The 20,911-nt window shown below is 36.4% G+C and carries 20 protein-coding genes; 1 reads left to right on the forward strand and 19 read right to left on the reverse strand.

Features of this window, described 5'->3' with window-relative positions; all coding sequences use genetic code 11:
• From ACZLXV_RS12230 to ACZLXV_RS12250, 5 genes are all read right to left on the reverse strand, one after another.
• Positions 1-523: hypothetical protein (locus ACZLXV_RS12230; protein ID WP_482383601.1), on the reverse strand; the 523-nt coding region annotated here is incomplete at its 3' end.
• A complete protein-coding gene (locus tag ACZLXV_RS12235; protein WP_482383602.1) occupies positions 498-2,174 on the reverse strand; it encodes a glycosyltransferase family 2 protein in 1,677 nt (558 codons plus the stop codon). The genes ACZLXV_RS12235 and ACZLXV_RS12230, both read right to left, overlap by 26 nt.
• Positions 2,175-2,245: 71 nt before the next feature.
• The gene (locus ACZLXV_RS12240; RefSeq protein ID WP_482383603.1) at positions 2,246-3,223 is read right to left on the reverse strand and encodes a glycosyltransferase family 2 protein; all 978 of its coding nucleotides are present in this window, start codon (positions 3,221-3,223) and stop codon (positions 2,246-2,248) included.
• A 1-nt stretch (position 3,224) separates the two neighbouring features.
• Positions 3,225-4,424 carry a glycosyltransferase family 4 protein gene (locus ACZLXV_RS12245; protein ID WP_482383604.1) on the reverse strand — a complete coding sequence of 400 codons (1,200 nt, stop codon included), beginning with the start codon at positions 4,422-4,424 and terminating at the stop codon, positions 3,225-3,227.
• Positions 4,414-5,835, reverse strand: coding sequence for a sugar transferase (locus ACZLXV_RS12250; protein WP_482383605.1), 1,422 nt, complete (start codon positions 5,833-5,835; stop codon positions 4,414-4,416). The genes ACZLXV_RS12245 and ACZLXV_RS12250 overlap by 11 nt, the downstream gene beginning before the upstream one ends.
• A 202-nt stretch (positions 5,836-6,037) precedes the next feature.
• Here ACZLXV_RS12250 and ACZLXV_RS12255 point away from each other — a divergent pair, with 202 nt between their 5' ends.
• Positions 6,038-7,870, forward strand: a complete 1,833-nt coding sequence (locus ACZLXV_RS12255) for an O-antigen ligase family protein (RefSeq protein ID WP_482383606.1) — start codon at positions 6,038-6,040, stop codon at positions 7,868-7,870.
• A 310-nt stretch (positions 7,871-8,180) separates the two neighbouring features.
• On the opposite strand, the gene nadA is transcribed toward ACZLXV_RS12255, so the two are convergent.
• The 14 genes from nadA to rho all read right to left on the reverse strand — a co-directional run bounded on the left by nadA (position 8,181) and on the right by rho (position 20,904).
• Positions 8,181-9,089: a quinolinate synthase NadA gene (gene nadA / locus ACZLXV_RS12260; protein WP_022224680.1), complete on the reverse strand. Its 909-nt coding sequence runs from the start codon at positions 9,087-9,089 to the stop codon at positions 8,181-8,183.
• Positions 9,090-9,140: 51 nt separating this feature from the next.
• Positions 9,141-10,112, reverse strand: coding sequence for a tRNA dihydrouridine synthase DusB (dusB, locus tag ACZLXV_RS12265; RefSeq protein ID WP_482383607.1), 972 nt, complete (start codon positions 10,110-10,112; stop codon positions 9,141-9,143).
• Between the two features lie 8 nt (positions 10,113-10,120).
• Positions 10,121-10,891: a type III pantothenate kinase gene (locus ACZLXV_RS12270; protein WP_482383608.1), complete on the reverse strand. Its 771-nt coding sequence runs from the start codon at positions 10,889-10,891 to the stop codon at positions 10,121-10,123.
• A 10-nt stretch (positions 10,892-10,901) separates the two neighbouring features.
• Entirely contained in the window at positions 10,902-11,261 is a 360-nt protein-coding gene (locus tag ACZLXV_RS12275) for a DUF6145 family protein (RefSeq protein ID WP_367336566.1), read from the reverse strand.
• On the reverse strand, positions 11,254-12,255 hold the full coding sequence (locus ACZLXV_RS12280) for a biotin--[acetyl-CoA-carboxylase] ligase (RefSeq protein ID WP_482383609.1): 1,002 nt from the start codon (positions 12,253-12,255) through the stop codon (positions 11,254-11,256). The genes ACZLXV_RS12275 and ACZLXV_RS12280 overlap by 8 nt, the downstream gene beginning before the upstream one ends.
• Before the next feature lie 33 nt (positions 12,256-12,288).
• Positions 12,289-13,281, reverse strand: a complete 993-nt coding sequence (argF, locus tag ACZLXV_RS12285; RefSeq protein WP_482383617.1) for an ornithine carbamoyltransferase — start codon at positions 13,279-13,281, stop codon at positions 12,289-12,291.
• A gap of 108 nt (positions 13,282-13,389) precedes the next feature.
• A complete protein-coding gene (locus ACZLXV_RS12290) occupies positions 13,390-14,307 on the reverse strand; it encodes an SPFH domain-containing protein (protein ID WP_022224686.1) in 918 nt (305 codons plus the stop codon).
• Positions 14,308-14,322: 15 nt separating this feature from the next.
• Entirely contained in the window at positions 14,323-14,757 is a 435-nt protein-coding gene (locus tag ACZLXV_RS12295; RefSeq protein ID WP_482383610.1) for an NfeD family protein, read from the reverse strand.
• Positions 14,758-14,845: 88 nt separating this feature from the next.
• A complete protein-coding gene (locus ACZLXV_RS12300; RefSeq protein WP_022224688.1) occupies positions 14,846-15,649 on the reverse strand; it encodes a TrmH family RNA methyltransferase in 804 nt (267 codons plus the stop codon).
• A gap of 23 nt (positions 15,650-15,672) precedes the next feature.
• On the reverse strand, positions 15,673-16,746 hold the full coding sequence (gene prfA / locus ACZLXV_RS12305) for a peptide chain release factor 1 (RefSeq protein WP_022224689.1): 1,074 nt from the start codon (positions 16,744-16,746) through the stop codon (positions 15,673-15,675).
• Positions 16,747-16,760: 14 nt separating this feature from the next.
• Positions 16,761-17,591 carry a peptide chain release factor N(5)-glutamine methyltransferase gene (gene prmC, locus ACZLXV_RS12310; RefSeq protein WP_482383611.1) on the reverse strand — a complete coding sequence of 277 codons (831 nt, stop codon included), beginning with the start codon at positions 17,589-17,591 and terminating at the stop codon, positions 16,761-16,763.
• 2 nt (positions 17,592-17,593) lie between these two features.
• Positions 17,594-18,508 (reverse strand): DUF1385 domain-containing protein, encoded by a 915-nt coding sequence (locus ACZLXV_RS12315; protein WP_482383618.1) that lies wholly within the window; start codon positions 18,506-18,508, stop codon positions 17,594-17,596.
• A 145-nt stretch (positions 18,509-18,653) separates the two neighbouring features.
• Positions 18,654-18,860 (reverse strand): 50S ribosomal protein L31, encoded by a 207-nt coding sequence (gene rpmE / locus ACZLXV_RS12320; protein ID WP_022224691.1) that lies wholly within the window; start codon positions 18,858-18,860, stop codon positions 18,654-18,656.
• 229 nt (positions 18,861-19,089) lie between these two features.
• Positions 19,090-20,904: a transcription termination factor Rho gene (gene rho, locus ACZLXV_RS12325; RefSeq protein ID WP_482383612.1), complete on the reverse strand. Its 1,815-nt coding sequence runs from the start codon at positions 20,902-20,904 to the stop codon at positions 19,090-19,092.
• Positions 20,905-20,911: the final 7 nt, after the last annotated feature.

Genomic DNA, 20,911 nt, shown 5'->3' on the forward strand with positions numbered 1-20,911 from the left:
CTCCTGCACTTATTTCTCCATAATACGAAAACAAACCTTCCTCTAAATAATCACATATCTCACTGTATTGGTTTACAATTTTTATTTTTACCCCTAAATCTTTATCCGCAATTTTTATTAAATCAGCTTTGATTTTTTCAGATACATTTAAGCATACTACTTCACTTACGTCCTTAATGCTTTGATTTGCAATTGAAATTATACTGGCACATATATTTTCAATTTTTTTTTCTTTGCAGGAAATACCTATCAATATTCTTTTATTAAAATTATTTGCTGACTTTCTTTGTCTTTTTATTTCATTGCTGTCAACAATAAATGGCTTTCTATATTTTCTGTTGTATTTTTCAGTTTTCAAAACATCCTTTACATGCAATATTCCATCTTTTTTTATGCCAAAATAAATTTTAAGCATAGAATTTGTCATACTATTAGAGCACAGCCGATATTTAATTTTTGCCTTAATGTTACTCAAAATACAACCTCCAATTATCTGTCTACCACAACAGATACTCCCTGCCAAATTTTTCCATTCCTCTATTTATATATCTGTCATGTCCGTCAAATTTTATATCAGCCGGATATTTTTTTTCATTTTTTGGTATTCTTCTATTTTCAACAGCAGGATAATAAGGTGTAATAATGCTATTCCCACCTTTTTTTTCATTTTCCATACAAATTTCAAACCAGCTTTTGCGTGAAAAAACATCACAACCGTGTATTGAACAACCTTTTTTATCATACCATCTGATAAAAATATCCTTATTCATTGCAAGCATACTTCCATCAAGCAATGATACTGTCTGTCTGAAATGAAGTCTGTTCATATACCCGGAATCATTTACCGATACATTTTTGCAGAGAGGTCTTACATTATCTTTCCACTCAATATTGTAACTCCAGCCTGCATTTTCGTATCTGCCTTTTTCGTTTATCACTGTATTTGATACAACTTGATTTTCCTTAGTTTCAAGACATCTTATAAGTTCTTCAACAAATCCATTATAACCGTCATTTTCATTGAAATGCATTTTGTAACCGCTTCTTGCCAAAATTATAATGTCGTATGCCAATTCATCATCTTTTTTTAATTCTTCTATAAAATTCTTATTTTTTATAACAACAACATCTACTGTATATCTTTCATCTTTGATAATTTTTTCTAACAAACTATCCTTTAAAGCTTCATCCTGTGCATATATCCTGACTCTTTTTTTGCCCGCTATTTTATAATTTACTCTATAAAATGGTCCATGTCCATACTCGGATACAATATCGTCATATTCAATTTCTTTTCTTTTCAAATGACTTTCAACCGCTCTTATTCCTGCATTGATTATGTATGGCTTTGCATTTATACCGGATGCAGACGAAGCCTGATATACCCGCCAATAATAAAGGACTTTCTGAATGTGTACCACTTTATCTGTTTTTTCCAACAATTTAAAAAACAAATCATAATCCTGTGCACCTTCACATTCCTTGCTAAAGCCGCCCACATCTTCAAACATTTCTCTCTTGAAAGCTGCCAAATGACATATAAAATTATTATATCTAAATGTTTCCCAAGAAAAATCCGGTTTAAAGTTTATACTCTGTACTCTGTTCGGTGTCCCGTCAAACGAAAGTTCATCGGTATAAACAAATTCCGCATTTTCTTCTTCTATTGCCTTCACTACATAATACAACGCTGACGGATGAATCAGGTCATCATGGTCAAGTAATGCCATATACTCTCCTGCTGCCATTTTTACCGCTTCATTTGAATTTATTGATATTCCTTGATTTTTCCCAAGATGCTTATATTTAATCCTTACATCTTTGACCGCATATTTTTTTACAGTTTCTTCAACATATTTATATTCATCTTCACTCGCATCAGCCAGACACAACTCCCAGTTAGTATACGTCTGTCGTCTCACTGATTCAATCATATCTTTCAAAAATTCTATAGGTGTATTATATAATGGTACTACAATGCTTATTTTTATAGATTTTGTGCTTTTGTATGCTTCTTCTGCTTTTCTTTGTTCCTCAGATATTTCAAACGGGCAATATTTTTTTCCTTTTATATATTTAATTTCAAATCTGTAATATATCTTTTTTATGGCATAATTTATACCATAATCTTTTATATATCCTTTAATCTTGCCAAATTTTGCCGCTATCCCCATTCTTATCCTCATTTCTTAAAAAATGCACCGTCTAGCACCGCAAAAATTAAATCTCTTAATTGTTCACTGTACTAGTAACTTCCCGATAAAAGTATTATTTGAAATATTATGTTGTCTGTCTTTCTCTGTCTGTATATTCCCGTTTTTTTCAATATAGATGCCCTTTTAGGAATATATTTTACTTTCTTGCTGTATTTTACAAGCTCATATGCCAATCTTATTTTTCTTTTTACCTCATCATTTAAAAACAATGTGTTATCCGGTTCTTTTTTCTTATATAACTTATAAATTCTTATAAACTCAGACAATTGTTTTGTTATATTCTGCCTGTTTCCTCTGAATCTTTTTACTCTGTCTTTAAATTCTTTTACTTTGCTTGTATTGTATCCAACTGTATTTGTCCCATGCTGCCTATAACTGATATATTGATTTTTGTCATAATATACTTTTCCGTAACAGCTTGCTAAAAGATAAAACCACCAGTCATGCATAACTGTAAACTTTGGCGGATATGCTTTTGCCATATCACGCAGTTTCTTATTCATTACTATTGTGCATCCTGTGACTATATTTTCCACTACAGCATTTTCAAAACCTGCTCTCTTTTCTTTCCTTGTCATCTTATTATCAATTTCTTTTAAATTTTCGTCTACAAGCAACGGACTGCAGCAATACAATAACGGCTCCTTTACATCGTAATTTGTCATATTTTTTATCTGTTTTATTCCTGCACTTAATTTTTCTTTATGCCAATAATCATCCTGGTCTGAAAATGCATAATACTCCACTTTTTCGTCAGACTTTTCTATCAATTCAAAAAAGCTTTTTATAACTCCGATGTTTTCGCCCTGATACCAGCTGATTTTATCGGGATATTTTTCTGCATATTCATCAAGAATCTTTTGTGTTCCGTCCTTTGAACCATCATCTCGTATAAAAAGTTTCAGGCTTACACCCATCTGCTCTTTACAATTCTGTGCCAGTATACTGTCTATTTGCTCTCTCAAATAGTCCTTTCCGTTGTATGTGGACATTAGTACCTGTATCACTTTATTCTCCTCCCAATAAATCTGCATATATTTTTCTCATTTGCTTGTCTACAACTTCTATACTATATTTTTTGACGTGTTCCATATTAAACCCGCCCATCTGCCTTCTTCTTTCATTTCTTGGAACAGCACTCTTTCCATACTTTTCCGTAAACATCCTTCTTATTTTAACAGCGTAATCCTCTGAATCGTGACCATTTACAAGGTACCCGCCCTTTGCATGTATAACAAGTTCCCTAACACCTCTTATATCAGAAGCAATTACAGGAAGTCCCACTGCCATTGCTTCCATAACGGCGACAGGCAGCCCTTCCTGAAAAGACGGAAATACAAAGCAATCACATTCATCGAGTACATCCGGTACATCATTTACATAACCGGCAAAAATAACCTGCTTTTCTACTCCAAGTTCTTCTGCCTTCTTTCTCAGCTGCTGTTCCATTGCTCCGGTACCGCATACAAGATATGATATATTCATGTCCTTAAGCAGTGCCATTGCTTCTATGATACATATATGATTTTTTCTCTTGCTAAGCTCTCCTACGCTAACAATTATATCGTCATTATTGCAAATTCCAAATCTTTCGTATATGGTTCTCTTACTTTTTTCTTTTGGATTTTCATCATATTTTTTATATTTTGAAAGATTCATACCTATTCCCATTGTACGCTCAACTTTTCCACGCACCGGAAACCTGGATGCTCTTTTATAGTCTTCCTCGTTTATAAGTATCAATCTGTCCGTATATCTTGCCAAATATCTTTCTATAGGATAATACACCCAGTTCTTTATAGGTGCTCCCTTGTAAAAATGCAGACCATGTGCCGTATATATAACAGGTACATTTCTTCCTGTCTCCTTTCTTACTTTTTGTGCCGCTGCTCGTGCCAGAACACCACTCATAGGCATATGACAATGTATAAAATCATATTTTTCATCAAGCATTAACTTTTTAAGCTGTTTATAGGCAATCTTTACGTTTTTTGAAAAAGGCGAACGCTCAAAATCTATCTGATGACAGATTATCCCCGTTCCTTCCAGTCTGCTATTGTCATTTCCATATACTATAGTATCAAAGTTTGATGCATAATGCACTTCATATCCCATTTCCTGCAATATTTTTACATTATTCATCTCAAACTGCGGCACAAAACCGCTAACTCTTGTAACAAGAAGTGCCTTTTTATTTTCATTGATCATTTTTTACAATTTCCTCAACTATCTTTTCCACTGACTCTGCATTTTCATCCACATTTTTCTCAGCCGTCGTCTGGTTGTCTGCAACACCCTCTGTTGCCTCTTTTTTCAACACTGTTTTAACTGTCATAAGTATAAGTTTTATATCTGTCCATAATGAATAGTTTTCAATATAAAATAAATCCAGTTTTAATTTGTCATACGGTGTTGTATTGTATTTTCCATAAACCTGTGCATAACCGGTAAGCCCCGCTTTTACCCTTGTCCTAAACGGAAATTCCGGCATTTCCTCACAATACTGTTTCATTATCTCCGGTCTCTCGGGTCTTGGTCCCACAAATGACATATCTCCCTTTATTATATTGAACAACTGTGGCAATTCGTCGACACGCGTTGCCCTGATAAATTTCCCTACCGGAGTGATACGCTCATCATTTTCCTTTGCAAGTTTTGCAACACCGTCACCCTCTGCATTTACTATCATACTCCTAAATTTATATATTTCAAACTCTCTCTCATATTTCGTACAACGGATCTGCTTATAAAACACCGGACCTTTGTCGTAAAGTTTTATTGCTGCCGCCGTAAACAGCATAACCGGTGATGCTATAATTGTCATAGGTACAGCTATAATAAGGTCTAATGCTCTCTTAAATAATCTCTGGTCAAAGCTTAATGTATATCCTTTTGAGAGAAGAAACGGTGTATCAAATACATGAATCCTGTCTGCCCCCATAAGTATAATATCTGAAATTTTTGGTATTACATACGCTCTCACTTTGTTTGCATAGCAATATTTCAACATGTCATTTCTTTTTTCTGCCGATATATCACCTATAATTACTGCCTGAAATTTTTTTATTTTCTCTGCTATCTTGTCAATGCCCTCATCTATGTTTATCGCATCATATATTGCATACTTGTCCCTTCTTGCCTCAACTTTATATACAAGGTCAGCCGCCGGTCTGTCTCCATATATCAATAATATCTTCCACGGCTGGAATATTCTGTTGTAAAAATGTATAATCAGAAAATTCCATATTGTTGAAACCAACATTTCTACTGCCATTATACCCACAAGATAAATAGGATTTACAAATCCGAATGCAAGCAGTGATATAATAAAATACATAACTACATTCGACAAAAAAAGACTTAGATACTGTGACAGCATAACTTCAAGCCTTCTGTATTGTCCTATCTTCATGCTTCCATACATCGTTGAAAAGAAAAACAATATCATTGCATACAAGCCGATGATTGCATAATGTCCTCTGCGGTAGAATGTTGTAACAAACATAGTTCCCGCATAATAGTGATACCATGCATATGAAAACACGAGTGCCATCAATACTATATTTATGAGTGACGCAAAAAACAATATAGTTTTTTTGTATGGGTCATAATTTTTCATTTTTATCCTCATTTCTTACAATAACGAATACTTATCTGTCTGACATATCATATCAGGCTTGCGTACATACAGTAAATCAATACTAACCATTTTACTAATTTCTCTATTTAATGTCAACTTTAGTGTTGTTTCTTTCAAAAATGTATGTATAATATATATGTTACTGACTTTCAGCAACAATTTTATTTTAGGGAGGACTATTATGGCATATCAGAATGCTAAAAAAAATCAGGAATCTGCTGAAAAAAAATATCCATTGGGACTTTTACTTCCAATTATTGCTATACTCGGTGTGATTCCGCTTATTACTTATATGTATAAATATTATACAAAACTGGAAAATTTTGAATGGTTTAAGGGTTCGTCACAAACACTTGACTTTTTCCTTCATACAAAGCTTGTCTGGTTCATCATTGCATGTGTCTATATTATTTTTTGTCTTATCTATGTAATCTTTGCAGATGAGCAGAAGGCAGCATGGACTAAACAACTGATACCGCTTGCTATTTATTGTGGTATCACTTTTATATCAGCTCTTGCATCTAAATACAGATCATTTTCTTTTTCCGGAATTTACGAACAGTTTGAACCTGTATGGGCTCTCATGGGTTATTGTCTTACCGCATACTACTGCTTTTTCATTATGCGTTCGGAAGCAGCCGTAAAGCGTATTATGCCATGGTTTGTTGCCGGCATATCAGTCATGACTGCCCTCGGTCTGTCACAGGCATTCAAACATGACTTTTTCCGTACAGACTTAGGTTTTAAGCTTATGACACCGTCAAACTACACCGGAAATAAATTCAAATTCAATTTTGAGGAGGGACGTACATATCTTTCTTTATATAATCCAAACTATGTTGGCTTTTATGTATGTCTTGTGGTTCCAATCCTTGCAGCTCTCATCTTTACATGTAAAAAAGTCTGGGCAAGACTTGGATGTACTTTCCTTATAGTAGCTCTCATGGTAATACTTTTTGCATCACAGTCACGTGCCGGTATTCTTGCACTTATGTTCTCACTTATAGTAATGCTTCTCTGTATGAGAAAGGTGTTTATCAAGAATATTAAAATAGTTATTATTGCGGTGATACTGTTTATAATTGCATTTATCGGGATAAATGTTGCAAATCATGGTATTCTTATCAATCGTTTAAAAACAATGTTCAACAGTGAGGCTGAATCCCATCCGCTCAGTGAGATTACAACAAACAAAGACAACGTTTCAATCGTCTACAACAATAACACTCTTGTTGTTAAATGCTCACAGGATTCAAACGGAAATGATATATTTGAACTTTCTGACAAAGCAGGCAATGAGATTTCTTATTCACTTAACGAAGATAAGTCTGCTTACGTTATAAATGATGAAAGATTTCCTTTTTCATTTACTTCCGTTCGTTCCGATAGCTTCAATGGTTTTCAGGTTACTATTGATGACAAACAGTGGTACTTTACAAACATGATGAAAGACAATGATACAAGTTATTACGGAATGTCAAACGGTGCCATCATGAAATATACCAAACAGGATACTTCAATTCCTTTCCTCGAAAAGCACTACCATTTTGCTAACATGCGTGGTTATATCTGGGCTAGAACAATTCCTCTTTTAAAGAAGTATTTCTTCCTCGGTTCAGGTCCTGATACTTTTATCATTGCATTCCCTAACAATGATGCAGTTGGACTATACAACTCAGGCCATACTAATGAAATCATCACAAAACCTCATTGCATGTTCCTGCAGATAGGTGTCCAGACTGGTGTCATTTCGCTGATTGCATTGCTTGTTTTCTTTATATGGTACCTGGTAAGCAGCTTAAAACTCTACTGGAAACATGATTTTAACGGTTATATGTCCAAAATCGGTGTGAGCATATTCGTTGCAGTTATAGGTTATCTTATAATCGCTCTCACCAACGATTCATGCATCGCAGTAGCTCCTATCTTCTATGCTTTAATCGGTATGGGACTTGGTATCAATTACACTTTAAAAAAAGATAAAGAACAATCTGCTGAAACTGTACAGTCATAAAATGATGCAATGGTCAAAATACCTTTTGACCCCAATATCATAACCTCACAAAAAAATAACACCAATCACTTGATGATGATTGGTGTTATTTTTTTGTGTATATCATAATCTTCGGTGTACGGCCCGGTATACGATATACACAGATATAGCAAATCATGTCCAATATTTTCAAACTCCCGGATGCGTGTACGGCCACTTCTTCAAATCTGAAAATACCTTCGCATGTTTACTTCTTGAGTAAGTATTTTACCTTTTTGCTATCCATTAATAATATCGGATTTTTTTAGAATTTAATTAACAACTTTTATCATTATTTTGCCAATTCGAGCATTTTCTGAAGCGGTTTACATGCCTCATTCATAATATCATCAGAAAGAAGCACTTCCTCTGTCGGATTTTCCATAACTGCTGCCACTTTTTCAAGACTTACCTTCTTCATATTCGGACAGAACTGTCTGTGACCTACCGAATAAAATTTCTTATCAGGATTCTGTTTACTGAGTTTAAAGAAAATTCCCATCTCTGTACAGATAATAAATTTCTTGCATTCACTCTCTGTAGCATAATCAAGTATTCCTGCTGTACTTCCTATATAATCGGCAAGTTCAAGCACGTCCTCCGTGCATTCAGGGTGTGCAAGTACGAGTGCATCAGGATGATGCTCTTTTGCTTCTGCAACAAGTTTTGGGTCAATGCTCTTATGGACATGACAGAAACCGTCGTTAAATATAAATTCTTTTTCAGGAAGCTGCTTTGCAACATATCTTCCAAGATTATTGTCAGGGACAAAGAATATTCTTTTATTATTTATATTCTTTACTACCTTAATTGCGTTTGAGGATGTTACACATACATCTGACACAGCCTTTATCTCTGCTGTCGAGTTTACATAACAGACTACCGCCACATCGTCATACTGCTCTCTAACCTCTTTTATACGGTCTACAGTAACCATATGAGCCATAGGGCAATCTGCTGTCACATCTGCCATATATACATGTTTTTCAGGATTCAAAAGTTTTGCGCTCTCTCCCATAAATGAAACTCCGGCAAATAATATATTTTTTGCCTCTACCTCTGTAGCAACTTTGCTCAGATAAAATGAGTCGCCTACATAGTCTGCTATATCCTGAACAGCACCATCTACATAATAATGTGCCAATATAACAAAATCATTTTCTTTTTTTAATCTCTCAATCTTTTGAATAAGTTCTTCCATTTTTATCTCCATTTCATTTTAGTAATATATCAGGATTCATCGGCTATTGCCTTAATTATTTTCTATACAGCTGCTTATAAGCTGTTCAAGCTGCTCATAAGATTCTACTTCATTTACTTTTCTTCGTATCGATGATGAGTTTTTGTATCCTGCCGTATACCAGCCCACATGCTTTCGCATCTCACGTATTCCAAGATATTCACCTTTATATTCTATCTGTAGTTTTGTATGCCTTAATATCATGGCAGCAACTTCATCAAACGACGGCTTTTCAGAATATTCACCTGTTTCTTCATATTCTTTTATCTGTCTAAACAGCCACGGATTTCCTCTTGCTCCTCTTGCAAGCATAAGTACGTCACAGCCCGTTTCTTTTTTACATCTGACTGCATCCTCCGGTGTGAATATATCACCACTCGCTATAACCGGAATTGTCACCGCTTCTTTTACTTTTTTTATAATCTCCCAGTCTGCTTTTCCCGAATAATACTGTTCCCTTGTCCTACCGTGTACCGCAATCGCACTTGCACCACTTTGTTCCATCAGCTTTGCAAATTCAACAGCATTTATATTGTCATCATTGAAGCCTTTTCTGAATTTCACTGTTACCGGCTTTTTAATTCTGTCTGATATTACTCTTACAATCCTAGATGCAAGTTCCGGATTTTTCATAAGTGCCGAACCCTCACCATTGTTTACTACCTTCGGTACGGGACACCCCATATTTATATCCAATATATCAAAATTTCTTTTCTCTATCTGCTCTGCCATATCTGCCATGAGTTCAGGTTCTGAGCCAAATAACTGTAATGCTATCGGATGTTCTGTGTCATCTATTTGCCACAATGGTTCCGTATTTTTATTTTTATAATAAATACCTTTGGCACTTATCATTTCCGTATAAAGCAAATCTGCACCAAATTCTTTACATATGGTACGAAACGGCATATCCGTGACTCCCGCCATCGGCCCCAATGCAAGGTCACCGTCTATCTTTACATTTCCAATATAAAATCCACTCATATTTCTCTCTATTTTTTCTGTTTGCTGTAGATAAGCTGCAATCCCTTTAATGTGAGATCCCCGTCATATATTTCAATAGACTTTGTATTCTCATATACTACTTTTCCAAGTCCGCCTGTTGCAATAACTTTTGCATTCATAAGTCCTGATTCTTCCTTGATTTTTCTTATTATATATTCAGTCTGACCTATAGTTCCATAAAAAAGTCCTGCCTGCATGGCTGAAGTGGTTTCTTTTGCAATGATATTTCCCGGACATTTTATTTCTATCTCAGGAAGATTAGCTGTGTTGTTCCAAAGTGCATTTGCCGAAATTCTTATTCCAGGACTTATAACCCCACCCTTAAATGCTCCATCGGCTGTCACAAGGTCATATGTTGTAGCGGTTCCGTAATCTACTACTATTATAGGACCTCCGTAAAGTTCAAATGCACTCACGGCATCTACTATTCTGTCAGGACCTATCTCTTTAGGATTCATCGTATCAATCCTTATACCTGTTTTTGTCCCTGCTCCCACTACTATAGGATGGCAGTCAAGGTATTTTATTATTCCGCTTGTAAAGGAGTACATCATTTTAGGTACAACTGATGCGATTATAACTTCAGTTATGTCATCAGGTTTGTATCCCTTCTGCTCCAATATATTGCATAATAATTCTCCGTATTCATCCGATGTCCTTGGTACCTGTACCGTAAATCTGAATCTTGCGGCAAGCTTTTCTCCATCAAATACTCCAAATGTCACATCTGTATTTCCAACATCTACTGCTAATAACATGCTTCTATCCTCACATTTCTATATCGTCTGTCTGGTGCAAAATCACTGCTCTATAATATTTTTCAAGTGACTCGAGTAAATCTCTTTTTTCATTCTGAAGTGCTTTTATTTTTAATGCACTTCCTATCTCATCAAATGAAAAGTCATCCTCCTCGGCTACAACATTCATATAAAGATTTCCGTCTTCATCATATTGTAATGAAAAAATCCCGCCTATTTCAGCCGTATACAGCACACACATAATCTGTAACTCGTCCTTTATAGCCTGTGGAAGTGAACTGAAGTTTTCATTCAGGTAATATTTCTGCTCATAAGCATTCGCTGCACATAATATCACGGCATCACTGTTTATATCTGCCTCATCATACATAACCGTATAACCCCCTTACCGATACTTCTCCAGACACTATACTTTTTATGCCTTCTTTTGTTTCAACTAACAGAGAGCCATCCACATCTATCCCTCTTGCTATTCCAATCTCTTCATCTTCCGGTTTTGCTGTCTCCGCCATGCCGTAAAGCACTTTTACTTCACTGTTCATGCTTATAAGCATGGAATTATATTCGTCTGTAAGTGCCGACAAATCATTTGTTTTGAGAAACTCTTTATAATAGCTGTCAAACTTTTCTACAACCTTTGCCGCCAGTTCATTTCTGTTCACTTTTCTATCCGTTTCAAGATATATGGATGATGCATTTTTTCTTATTTCCTGTGGTATCTCATCATCATTTACATTTATTCCTATACCGATGACTGCATAGTTGACATAGTTCATCTCAGAACTCATCTCGGTAAGTATGCCACATATCTTCTTTTTATTGATAACAATATCATTCGGCCATTTAATCTTTGCTTCTGTATCGCATATATCTTTTATGGCTGCTGCTACTGACATTGCCGCAAGAAGCGTAATTCCCGAAAGATATTTAGGCTCAATTCTCGGTCTTATCAGAAGGGTCATAAATACATTGGCTCCTTTTTTCGAGCACCAGCTTCTTCCCCTTCTTCCCTTTCCTGCCGTCTGTTCATCCGATATTATCAGTGTTCCTTCTTCCTCACCAAGTTCAGCAAGCTGTTTCGCTTTCGTATTTGTCGAATCTATTGTTTCAAAAGCTTCTACCTTTTTGCAGATACATTCCTTTGAAAGATAACTCTCTATAGCTGATGAATTTAATATATCCGGCTCACTTATAAGTTTGTATCCCTTATTTGATACGGATTCTATCTCAAATCCTTTTTCTTTTAATTGTGAAATATTTTTCCAAACAGCCTGTCTTGATACGCCAAATATCTCACACAATCTCTGCCCTGATACACACTCTTCTCCTGCTGTACGCAGTATGCGTAATATTTCGCTTTTCATGTTAATCACCATTTTTCTGCAGTGCTATTATTCTTATCTCTCACCAAGTGTTGCTACCATTACTGCTTTTATTGTATGCATACGGTTTTCTGCCTCATCAAAGACTACTGACTGTTCAGATTCAAATACTTCATCTGTCACTTCAAGTTCACTCATTCCGAACTTCTCATAAACTTCTTTGCCAATCTTTGTCTTAAGGTCGTGGAAAGCTGGAAGACAATGCATAAATATAGCATCTTTGCCCGCATTTTCCATAACTTTTTTATTTATCTGATATGGAGATAAAACCTTTATTCTCTCTGCCCATACCTCATCAGGCTCACCCATTGATACCCATACATCAGTATATAAAACATCTGCTCCCTTTGTTCCACTTTCAACATCCTCAGTGAGTGTGATTGAACCGCCTGACGCTTTCGCATATTCCTGACACTGTTCAACAAGCTCCTGATTTGGGAAATATTCTTTTGCCGTACATGCAGTAAAATGCATTCCCATCTTTGCACATGCAATCATGAGTGAATTTCCCATATTATAACGGGCATCACCCATATAAACAAGTTTCACTCCTTTAATTTTTCCTAAATGCTCCCTTATTGTAAGTAAATCTGCAAGCATCTGTGTTGGATGATACTCATTTGTAAGACCGTTCCAAACCGGAACTCCTGCATATTTTGCAAGTTCTTCAACTATGTCCTGTCCATATCCTCTGTACTCGATTCCGTCAAACATTCTTCCGAGAACTCTTGCAGTATCAGGTATACTCTCTTTCTTTCCTATCTGAGAACCTGACGGGTCAAGATATGTAACACCCATCCCCATATCATGTGCTGCCACTTCAAAAGAGCATCGTGTACGTGTGCTTGTCTTTTCAAATATAAGTGCAATATTTTTATCTGTGTAGTTTTTAATTGATATTCCGTTTTTCTTTTTTGCCTTTAAATCAGCCGACAAGTCAATCATATACTGTATTTCTTCCGGTGTAAAATCCTTTAAAGTAAGAAAGTTGCGTCCTTTTAAATTGATAGCCATTGATATGTCCTCCATTTCTTTTTCTTATATGCATATAGAGTCTGCCCTCGACAGACTCTAATCTATTAAAATTTTAAAAACTGCTGTTCATGTATTTTTGTTTTATGACTCTTTTGCAATCTCTGTAACAGATTTTGCGAGCCCTGCAAGTCCCTGAATTTCAGACGGAATTATAATCTTTGTAGCTTTTCCGTCTGCTGCCTTCGCAAATGCATCAAGGCTCTTTAATTTAATTACATTATCTGAAGCAGCTGCCTCATTGAGCATTCTTATTCCATCTGCATTTGCCTGCTGTACTGCAAGTATAGCCTGTGCCTGACCTTCTGCTTCACGGATAGTTGCTTCTTTTTTAGCTTCTGCTCTAAGAATTGCCGCCTGTTTTTCTGCTTCCGCATCAAGAATTGCCGACTGCTTCTTTCCCTCTGCCACAAGTATCGCAGACTCTTTCTCTCCCTGTGAGCGAAGGATTGCTTCACGCTTTTCACGCTCTGCTTTCATCTGTTTTTCCATGGCATCCTGAATTGCTGCCGGCGGAATAATATTTTTAAGCTCAACTCTGTTTACCTTGATTCCCCATGGGTCAGTTGCTGTATCAAGTGATGAGCGCATCTTTGCATTTATTATTTCTCTTGACGTAAGGGTCTCATCAAGTTCAAGTTCACCGATTACATTTCTAAGCGTTGTGGCTGTAAGATTTTCGATTGCCATAATCGGATTTTCCACACCGTATGTGTAAAGTTTAGGGTCTGTTATCTGATAAAAGATAACTGTATCGATTCTCATAGTAACATTATCTTTTGTTATAACCGGCTGTGGTGGGAAATCTGCCACCTGCTCCTTTAAATCAACTTTTCTTGCAACTCTGTCGATAAAAGGGATTTTGAAGTGTATTCCGACTCCCCATGTTCCCTGATACCCTCCAAGTCTCTCAATAACATATGCTCTTGCCTGTGGCACTACATTGATACATGATAAAAGTATGATAGCCATTATGACTACTACTGCTATTAAAAATTCCATTTTTTCAATTCCTTTCTACCAAATCTCTTTTTCAACTATAAGTTTCACACCTTTTATTTCTTTTACCCTGACTTTTGAACCTTCCGGTATTATTTCTTTTTCATCAGCACTTCTCGCCGTCCACTCAAGCCCCCTGACAACGACTGCACCTTTTTGATTGAAATTGTCAATCTCCTCTGTAACTTTTGCCTCTTCTCCGATAATACTATTTATATTCGTCTTGGTTCTGCTGTTGTTTAAATATTTTTCTGCAACAGGTCTGGTAAACAAAAACAATATAACAGATACTATGCCAAACAATGCAAACTGCACGGCAATCGGTGCATGAAAGAGTGCTGCAACCACCGCTACAAGTGCTCCTGCCGCAAACCATATGCTAGTAAGTCCCATCGTGATTATCTCTATAATGAGAAGTACCGCCATGGCTATAAGCCAATACATCGGTTCCATACCTCTTCTCCTCTCCCAATATTTATGCGTTTTTTTTTCGCATATATGCGCTAAATATAGCTCAAATGACTATTTTTGTCAACTGATATCATTTTCCTCTTTTCTGTCTCGCAATCTCGTACATTATTATAGCTGCGGATACCGCTGCATTAAGTGATTCCAATTTGCCCTCCATAGGTATTCTTATCCGCTTTGAAGCTTTTTCAAACACCTCATCGGATACACCGTTTGCCTCGTTGCCTATAATGAACGCGGCACCATTTGTATAATCTATGCAGTCATAAACTTCACTGCCCTCCATAGCAGTTGCAAAAACTTCATATCCTGCACCTTTTATCTCGTCTATAATATCTGTAAGTGACTGCACATAGCAAAACGGTACACGGAATATCGCTCCCATCGTAGAACGGACTACTTTGGGATTAAACAAATCAACGCTTTCCCTGCTCATAATGACTCCCGACATCCCGGCGCCCTCAGATGTTCTCACTATGGTTCCAAGATTTCCCGGGTCTCTCAAATCATCTAAAAGAATCCATGACTTCCTGTCATCTGATAATATATCCTTTATATCATATTCAGGCATGTTTACAACCGCTAACACCCCCTGTGGTGTAACTGTATCAGAAATCTGTCTGAATACATTGTCAGCTACAATTTCATACGGTATTTCTTCAATTTTCTTTCCGATACTCTGTGCAGTCTTTTCAAGTGCAGATTCAGATACATACATTTTATCAAGTTTCTTAAAATTTATTGCTTCCTGAACCATTTTTATTCCTTCAACAACAAATTTTTTTGTCTTTTTTCTTTCTCTTGCCTGTTTCTGAAGCTTGATAATCTCTTTTATCTGCCCATTTGATTCACTTGATATTATCGATTCTTTTGACATTTAACAAAGTTTCCTCCTGCGTCCTATTCTTCATTCATCTTGGCAAGTCTTGCCGTCTGGTCTGCTGCAATGATATTTTCAAGAAGTTCGTTTATGTCTCCGTCAAGAATTTCCCCAAGTCTGTGACTTGTATATTTAATTCGATGGTCTGTAACTCTTCCCTGTGGAAAGTTGTATGTTCTGATTTTTTCTGAGCGGTCACCTGTTCCTACCTGACTTCTTCTCTCTGCTGCCTGCTCACTGTTTGCTTTCTCCTGCTCCATGTCATAAATTCTTGAACGAAGAACTTTCATAGCCTTATCCTTGTTTTTAAGCTGTGATTTCTCATCCTGACATGTTACAACAATTCCTGTAGGTATATGTGTAATTCGCACTGCCGAGTCAGTTGTATTTACACACTGACCACCGTTTCCTGATGCTCTGTAAACATCTATCTTACAGTCATTAGGGTCTACATGCACATCAACTTCCTCAACCTCCGGCATAATAGCTACAGTTGCTGTTGACGTATGAATTCTTCCGCCTGACTCTGTTGAAGGTATTCTCTGTACACGGTGAACACCACTTTCATATTTAAGTTTTGAATATGCGCCTGCACCTATTACCATAAATACTATTTCCTTGAAACCGCCTATTCCGTTTTCGCTTGCACTCATCACTTCAACTTTCCATCGGTTTGCCTCCGCAAATTTTGAGTACATTCTAAACAGGTCTGCTGCGAAAAGGGCTGCTTCATCACCACCTGCGCCACCACGAATTTCAACGATAACATTCTTTTCATCATTAGGGTCTTTTGGAAGCATGAGTATCTTTAATTCCTGCTCACACTTTTCAACAGTCTCCTTGCACTCATTAAGTTCCTCTTTGGCAAGCTCACGCATTTCCTCATCGCTTTCCTCGTCAAGAATTGCAAGACTGTCCTCTATTCCGTCTTTTGCAGCCTTATACTCTTTATATTTTTCTACAATAGGTGTAAGTTCATTCTGCTCACGCATAAGCTCTCTGTATTTCTTTTGGTCATTTATAACCTCAGGCTCTGTAAGCATCATATTTATTTCTTCTAAGCGCCCTACAAGTTCCTCTAATTTGTCAAACATTATTTTCCCTCCATTTATATTATTCTTCCGATAACCACTCTGTCATTTTTGCACAAATCCTTCTTTATGACAATATCCACGAAACCTTCACTCTCAAAGATTTCTTTTACTGCCTGTCCCTGGTCGTAACCTATTTCCATAAAAATCATTCCCTGAGAGTTAAGATATTTCTTTCCTTCTTTTGCAAGAATCCTGTAAAAACTAAGACCGTCCTCCCCTCCATCAAGGGCAAGCCAAGGGTCATGTTCTCTTACCTCAGGTTCCAGAGTTTTTATCACATCAGGTCTGATGTATGGTGGATTTGATACTATAATATCATATTTTTCTGAGATATTTTCAAACATATCACTTTTTATAAAAGAAACAGGAACATTATTTAAATCTGCATTTTTCAGTGCAGTTTCAAGTGCTTTTTCCGATATATCTGCACCGGTGCACTCAGCCGTCTGAACAAACTTTTTGACAGATATTATAATACATCCTGAACCGGTACACATATCAAGAATTTTTTTGTCATTCGCATATGATATGACATTCTCGACAAGACATTCCGTATCCTGTCTTGGAACTAAAACGTTTTCATTCACAAAAAAGTCAAGTCCCATAAATTCCTGTTTTCCTGTTATATGCTGAAGCGGTATACGCTTCTTCCTCTTTTCTATAACTTCTATATAAGCATTTGCCTGTTCTTCCGGAATTTCTTCATTTCTTCTGATAAAAAATGATGCTCTCGACATATCTGTCACATATTCAAAAAGATACCAGGCATCAATCGCAGCATCAGAAATATCCGATGCCAAAAGTTCATTTTCGCCTTTTTTTAATAATTCTTTATATGTGAACATATTTATTTTGAGTCCTCCTGAAATTTTTTCCAGTCAAACACTGCCTCAACTGACGCTATAGCAACTTCTATCATTGAATCATCAGGCTCTTTTGTCGTAAGCTTTTGTAACATCATTCCCGGTTTGCTCAATATATTTACAAGCGCATTCTCTGATTTTCCGGCAAGACGTATAAATTCATAAGATACTCCTGCTATAACAGGCACAAGCACTATTCTGTATAATACTTTAAGCCACATGTTGTCAACTCTTATAAAAATAAAGAAGATTATACTTATAAATAATACAATAAAAATAAAACTCGTTCCACATCTTTTATGTTCTCTCGACTGTTTTCTCACATTCTCAACAGTGAGTGGCAGCATATGTTCCACACAATTTATGGTTTTATGCTCAGCACCGTGATACATAAATACCCTCTTTATATCCTCAACAAAAGAAATCGCAAAAACATAACCTATAAACAGAATTATCCTTATAATTCCCTCGATAACTGCAAGCACTTTTGCAGATTTAATAATACTTTTCAATAACTCTGATATGAAAAACGGCAAAACCATAAAAATTCCGACTGCAAGAACAATCGACAATATGACTGTAAATGTTGTCTCTATCTTCTCATGCCTTTCCTTTGCGGCATCATCCATTTGTTGTCTGTTTTCCTCTTCCTCGTCTTCATAATACTTTGAAGAATCAGTAAGGCTTTTCATTCCGAGAACAAGAGACTCCACAAATGTAACCACACCTCTTATTATAGGCAGGTCGCAAACAAAATATTTATCTCTTAAACTTTGGCAATGTCCCTTTTCAACTTCTATCTCTCCATCAGGTTTCCTCACGGCAACGGCATACCTGTCCCTGTTTTTCATCATAACTCCTTCAAGAACTGCCTGACCTCCTATGCCTGACGGTTTCACAACTAATTTTTTATTCATATGGCAAACCTCAGATTTCCGCTATACTATGTACATTATGCTATAATATATGAAAAATGGTCACAGCCCCCTTTTGGTTGCTGTGACCATCTATAAGACCGAATCTTACGTTATAGTTATACAGATACTAATTTGCCTGCATGCCATATTTACGGTTGAACTTATCAATCGCACCACGAGCCTTAACAGATTTCTGCTGACCTGTGTAGAAAGAATGACATTTAGAACAGATTTCTACGTGAATTTCTTCCTTTGTAGAACCAGTTACAAACTCATTACCACAGTTGCAAACAACTTTAGCCTGATAATAATTAGGATGAATTCCCTCTCTCATGTCTTATGACCTCCATTCCGCTGTCACACTGACAGCAAATACATATCACGAAAAAGATCACACCCAGCATGTAGGACTGTATCTTTTCGATTTCAATTTTCAACACAACTACATTAGTGTAACACATTGTGCTAAAAAACGCAAGTATATATTTTATCTTTTTGAAATTCCAGAATTATATACGTTTTGCTCAATTTTTCTGACCAAATCTTTTTAGAAATGGATTTTTCTAGAAATGAATTTTTCTTATCATTTCAACAAATTCCCTGTTATTTCTTGTCTTCCTGAACAAATCTATAATTTTTTCCAACGCTTCTTCATTTCTCATCGCTGCAAATGCTTTTCTTATTCTATATGAGGCATCTTTCTCATCCTGTGTAAGCAAAAGGTCATCTCTTCTTGTGCTTGACTTCGGTAAATCAATAGCAGGGAACACTCTTTTTTCAGAAAGATTTCTGTCTAAAACAAGTTCCATATTACCTGTTCCCTTAAATTCCTCAAATACAACATCGTCCATTTTACTTCCCGTATCAACAAGTGCAGTTGCGAGAATTGTAAGACTTCCTCCCTCTCTCATATTTCTTGCTGCTCCGAAAAATTTCTTAGGCATATGAAGTGCTGCCGGATCAAGACCTCCTGAAAGAGTTCTTCCGCTAGGTGCCACCGTAAGGTTATATGCTCTTGCAAGTCTTGTGATGCTGTCGAGAAGTATCATAACATCCTCTCCGTGTTCTACAAGTCTCTTCGCTCTCTCAATAACCATCTCCGAAACTCTCTTATGATTTTCAGGCAGTTCATCAAATGTCGAATATATAACTTCGACATTGTGACCCATAATCGATTCCTTGATGTCAGTAACTTCCTCAGGTCTTTCATCAATAAGAAGAACAATTATATGCATCTTTGGATAATTTGTTTTAACCGCTTTTGCCACCTGTTTAAGAAGTGTTGTCTTTCCTGTCTTTGGCTGTGAAACTATCATTCCACGCTGTCCTTTACCGATAGGTGCGATTATATCCATAATTCTCATTGAAATGCTGCTGCCATCTGTCTCAAGCCTTATTCTGTCATCTGGGAATATCGGTGTAAGCTGCTCAAATTTCGGTCTTGTCAATAGTTCCTCGACAGGACAACCATTTACTGTAGTGACATATAACATTGCCGCAAATTTTTCTGTCTGGCTTCTTATCTTAAGATTACCTTTAAGTATATCTCCTGTGCGAAGTCTGTATTTCTTAATCATGGCATGTGATACATATACATCATCATCTCCCGGCAGAAAGTTGTCGCATCTTATGAAACCATAGCCTTCTGCCATTATTTCAAGAATACCTTCCCTTGTCTCCCCACTGTCAAGCTGGCTTATATCAAGCTGCTTTTCCGGTTCTGAAACATTCTGATTATAATTATTCTGATAATTATTATTTGAATATTGATTATTCTGATACCCATTATTGGAATTGTACCCATTCTGTGAATAACCGTTTGAGCCGTTATTCTGATTATAATTGTTCTGATATCCACCATGATTTGAATTTGACTGATATGAATTGTTGCCGTTTGACGAATATCCCATGTTTTGATTTGAATACGGATTGTTTCCCTGCCTTGAATTTATTCTTCCGTTGTTTCTCTGCTGGCCACGAACATTGTTTGTTCTTCCCTGATATTGATACCCGGACTGATAGCCGCCTTCCCTTCTGGCTCTGTATGTATTTCTATGGTCTTCACTATAATAATCATTATTTTTTACATATGAACCCTGATTCTGCGGTCTTTTTTCTTCCGCTTGTATTTCCTCATCATTTTCCTCATCATTTTTTTGAACACTCTCTTCTAAGACTTCCTCTTTTGCCGTATTTTCCACAACAACATATTCGTCTTTTTCTTCTGTGTTCTCTTCTGTCTCCTCAGACTGCCTTTCCTGAATACTCAAAAGTAATTCCAGAAGTTCCCTCTTTTTATATGTAGTTACATTTTTAACGCCCATTTTGCGTCCGGCAACTCTAAGCTCAACAAGAGACATTTTTTCTAAATCTGCCATTCCATTG

This window comes from Butyribacter sp. (assembly GCF_056818865.1).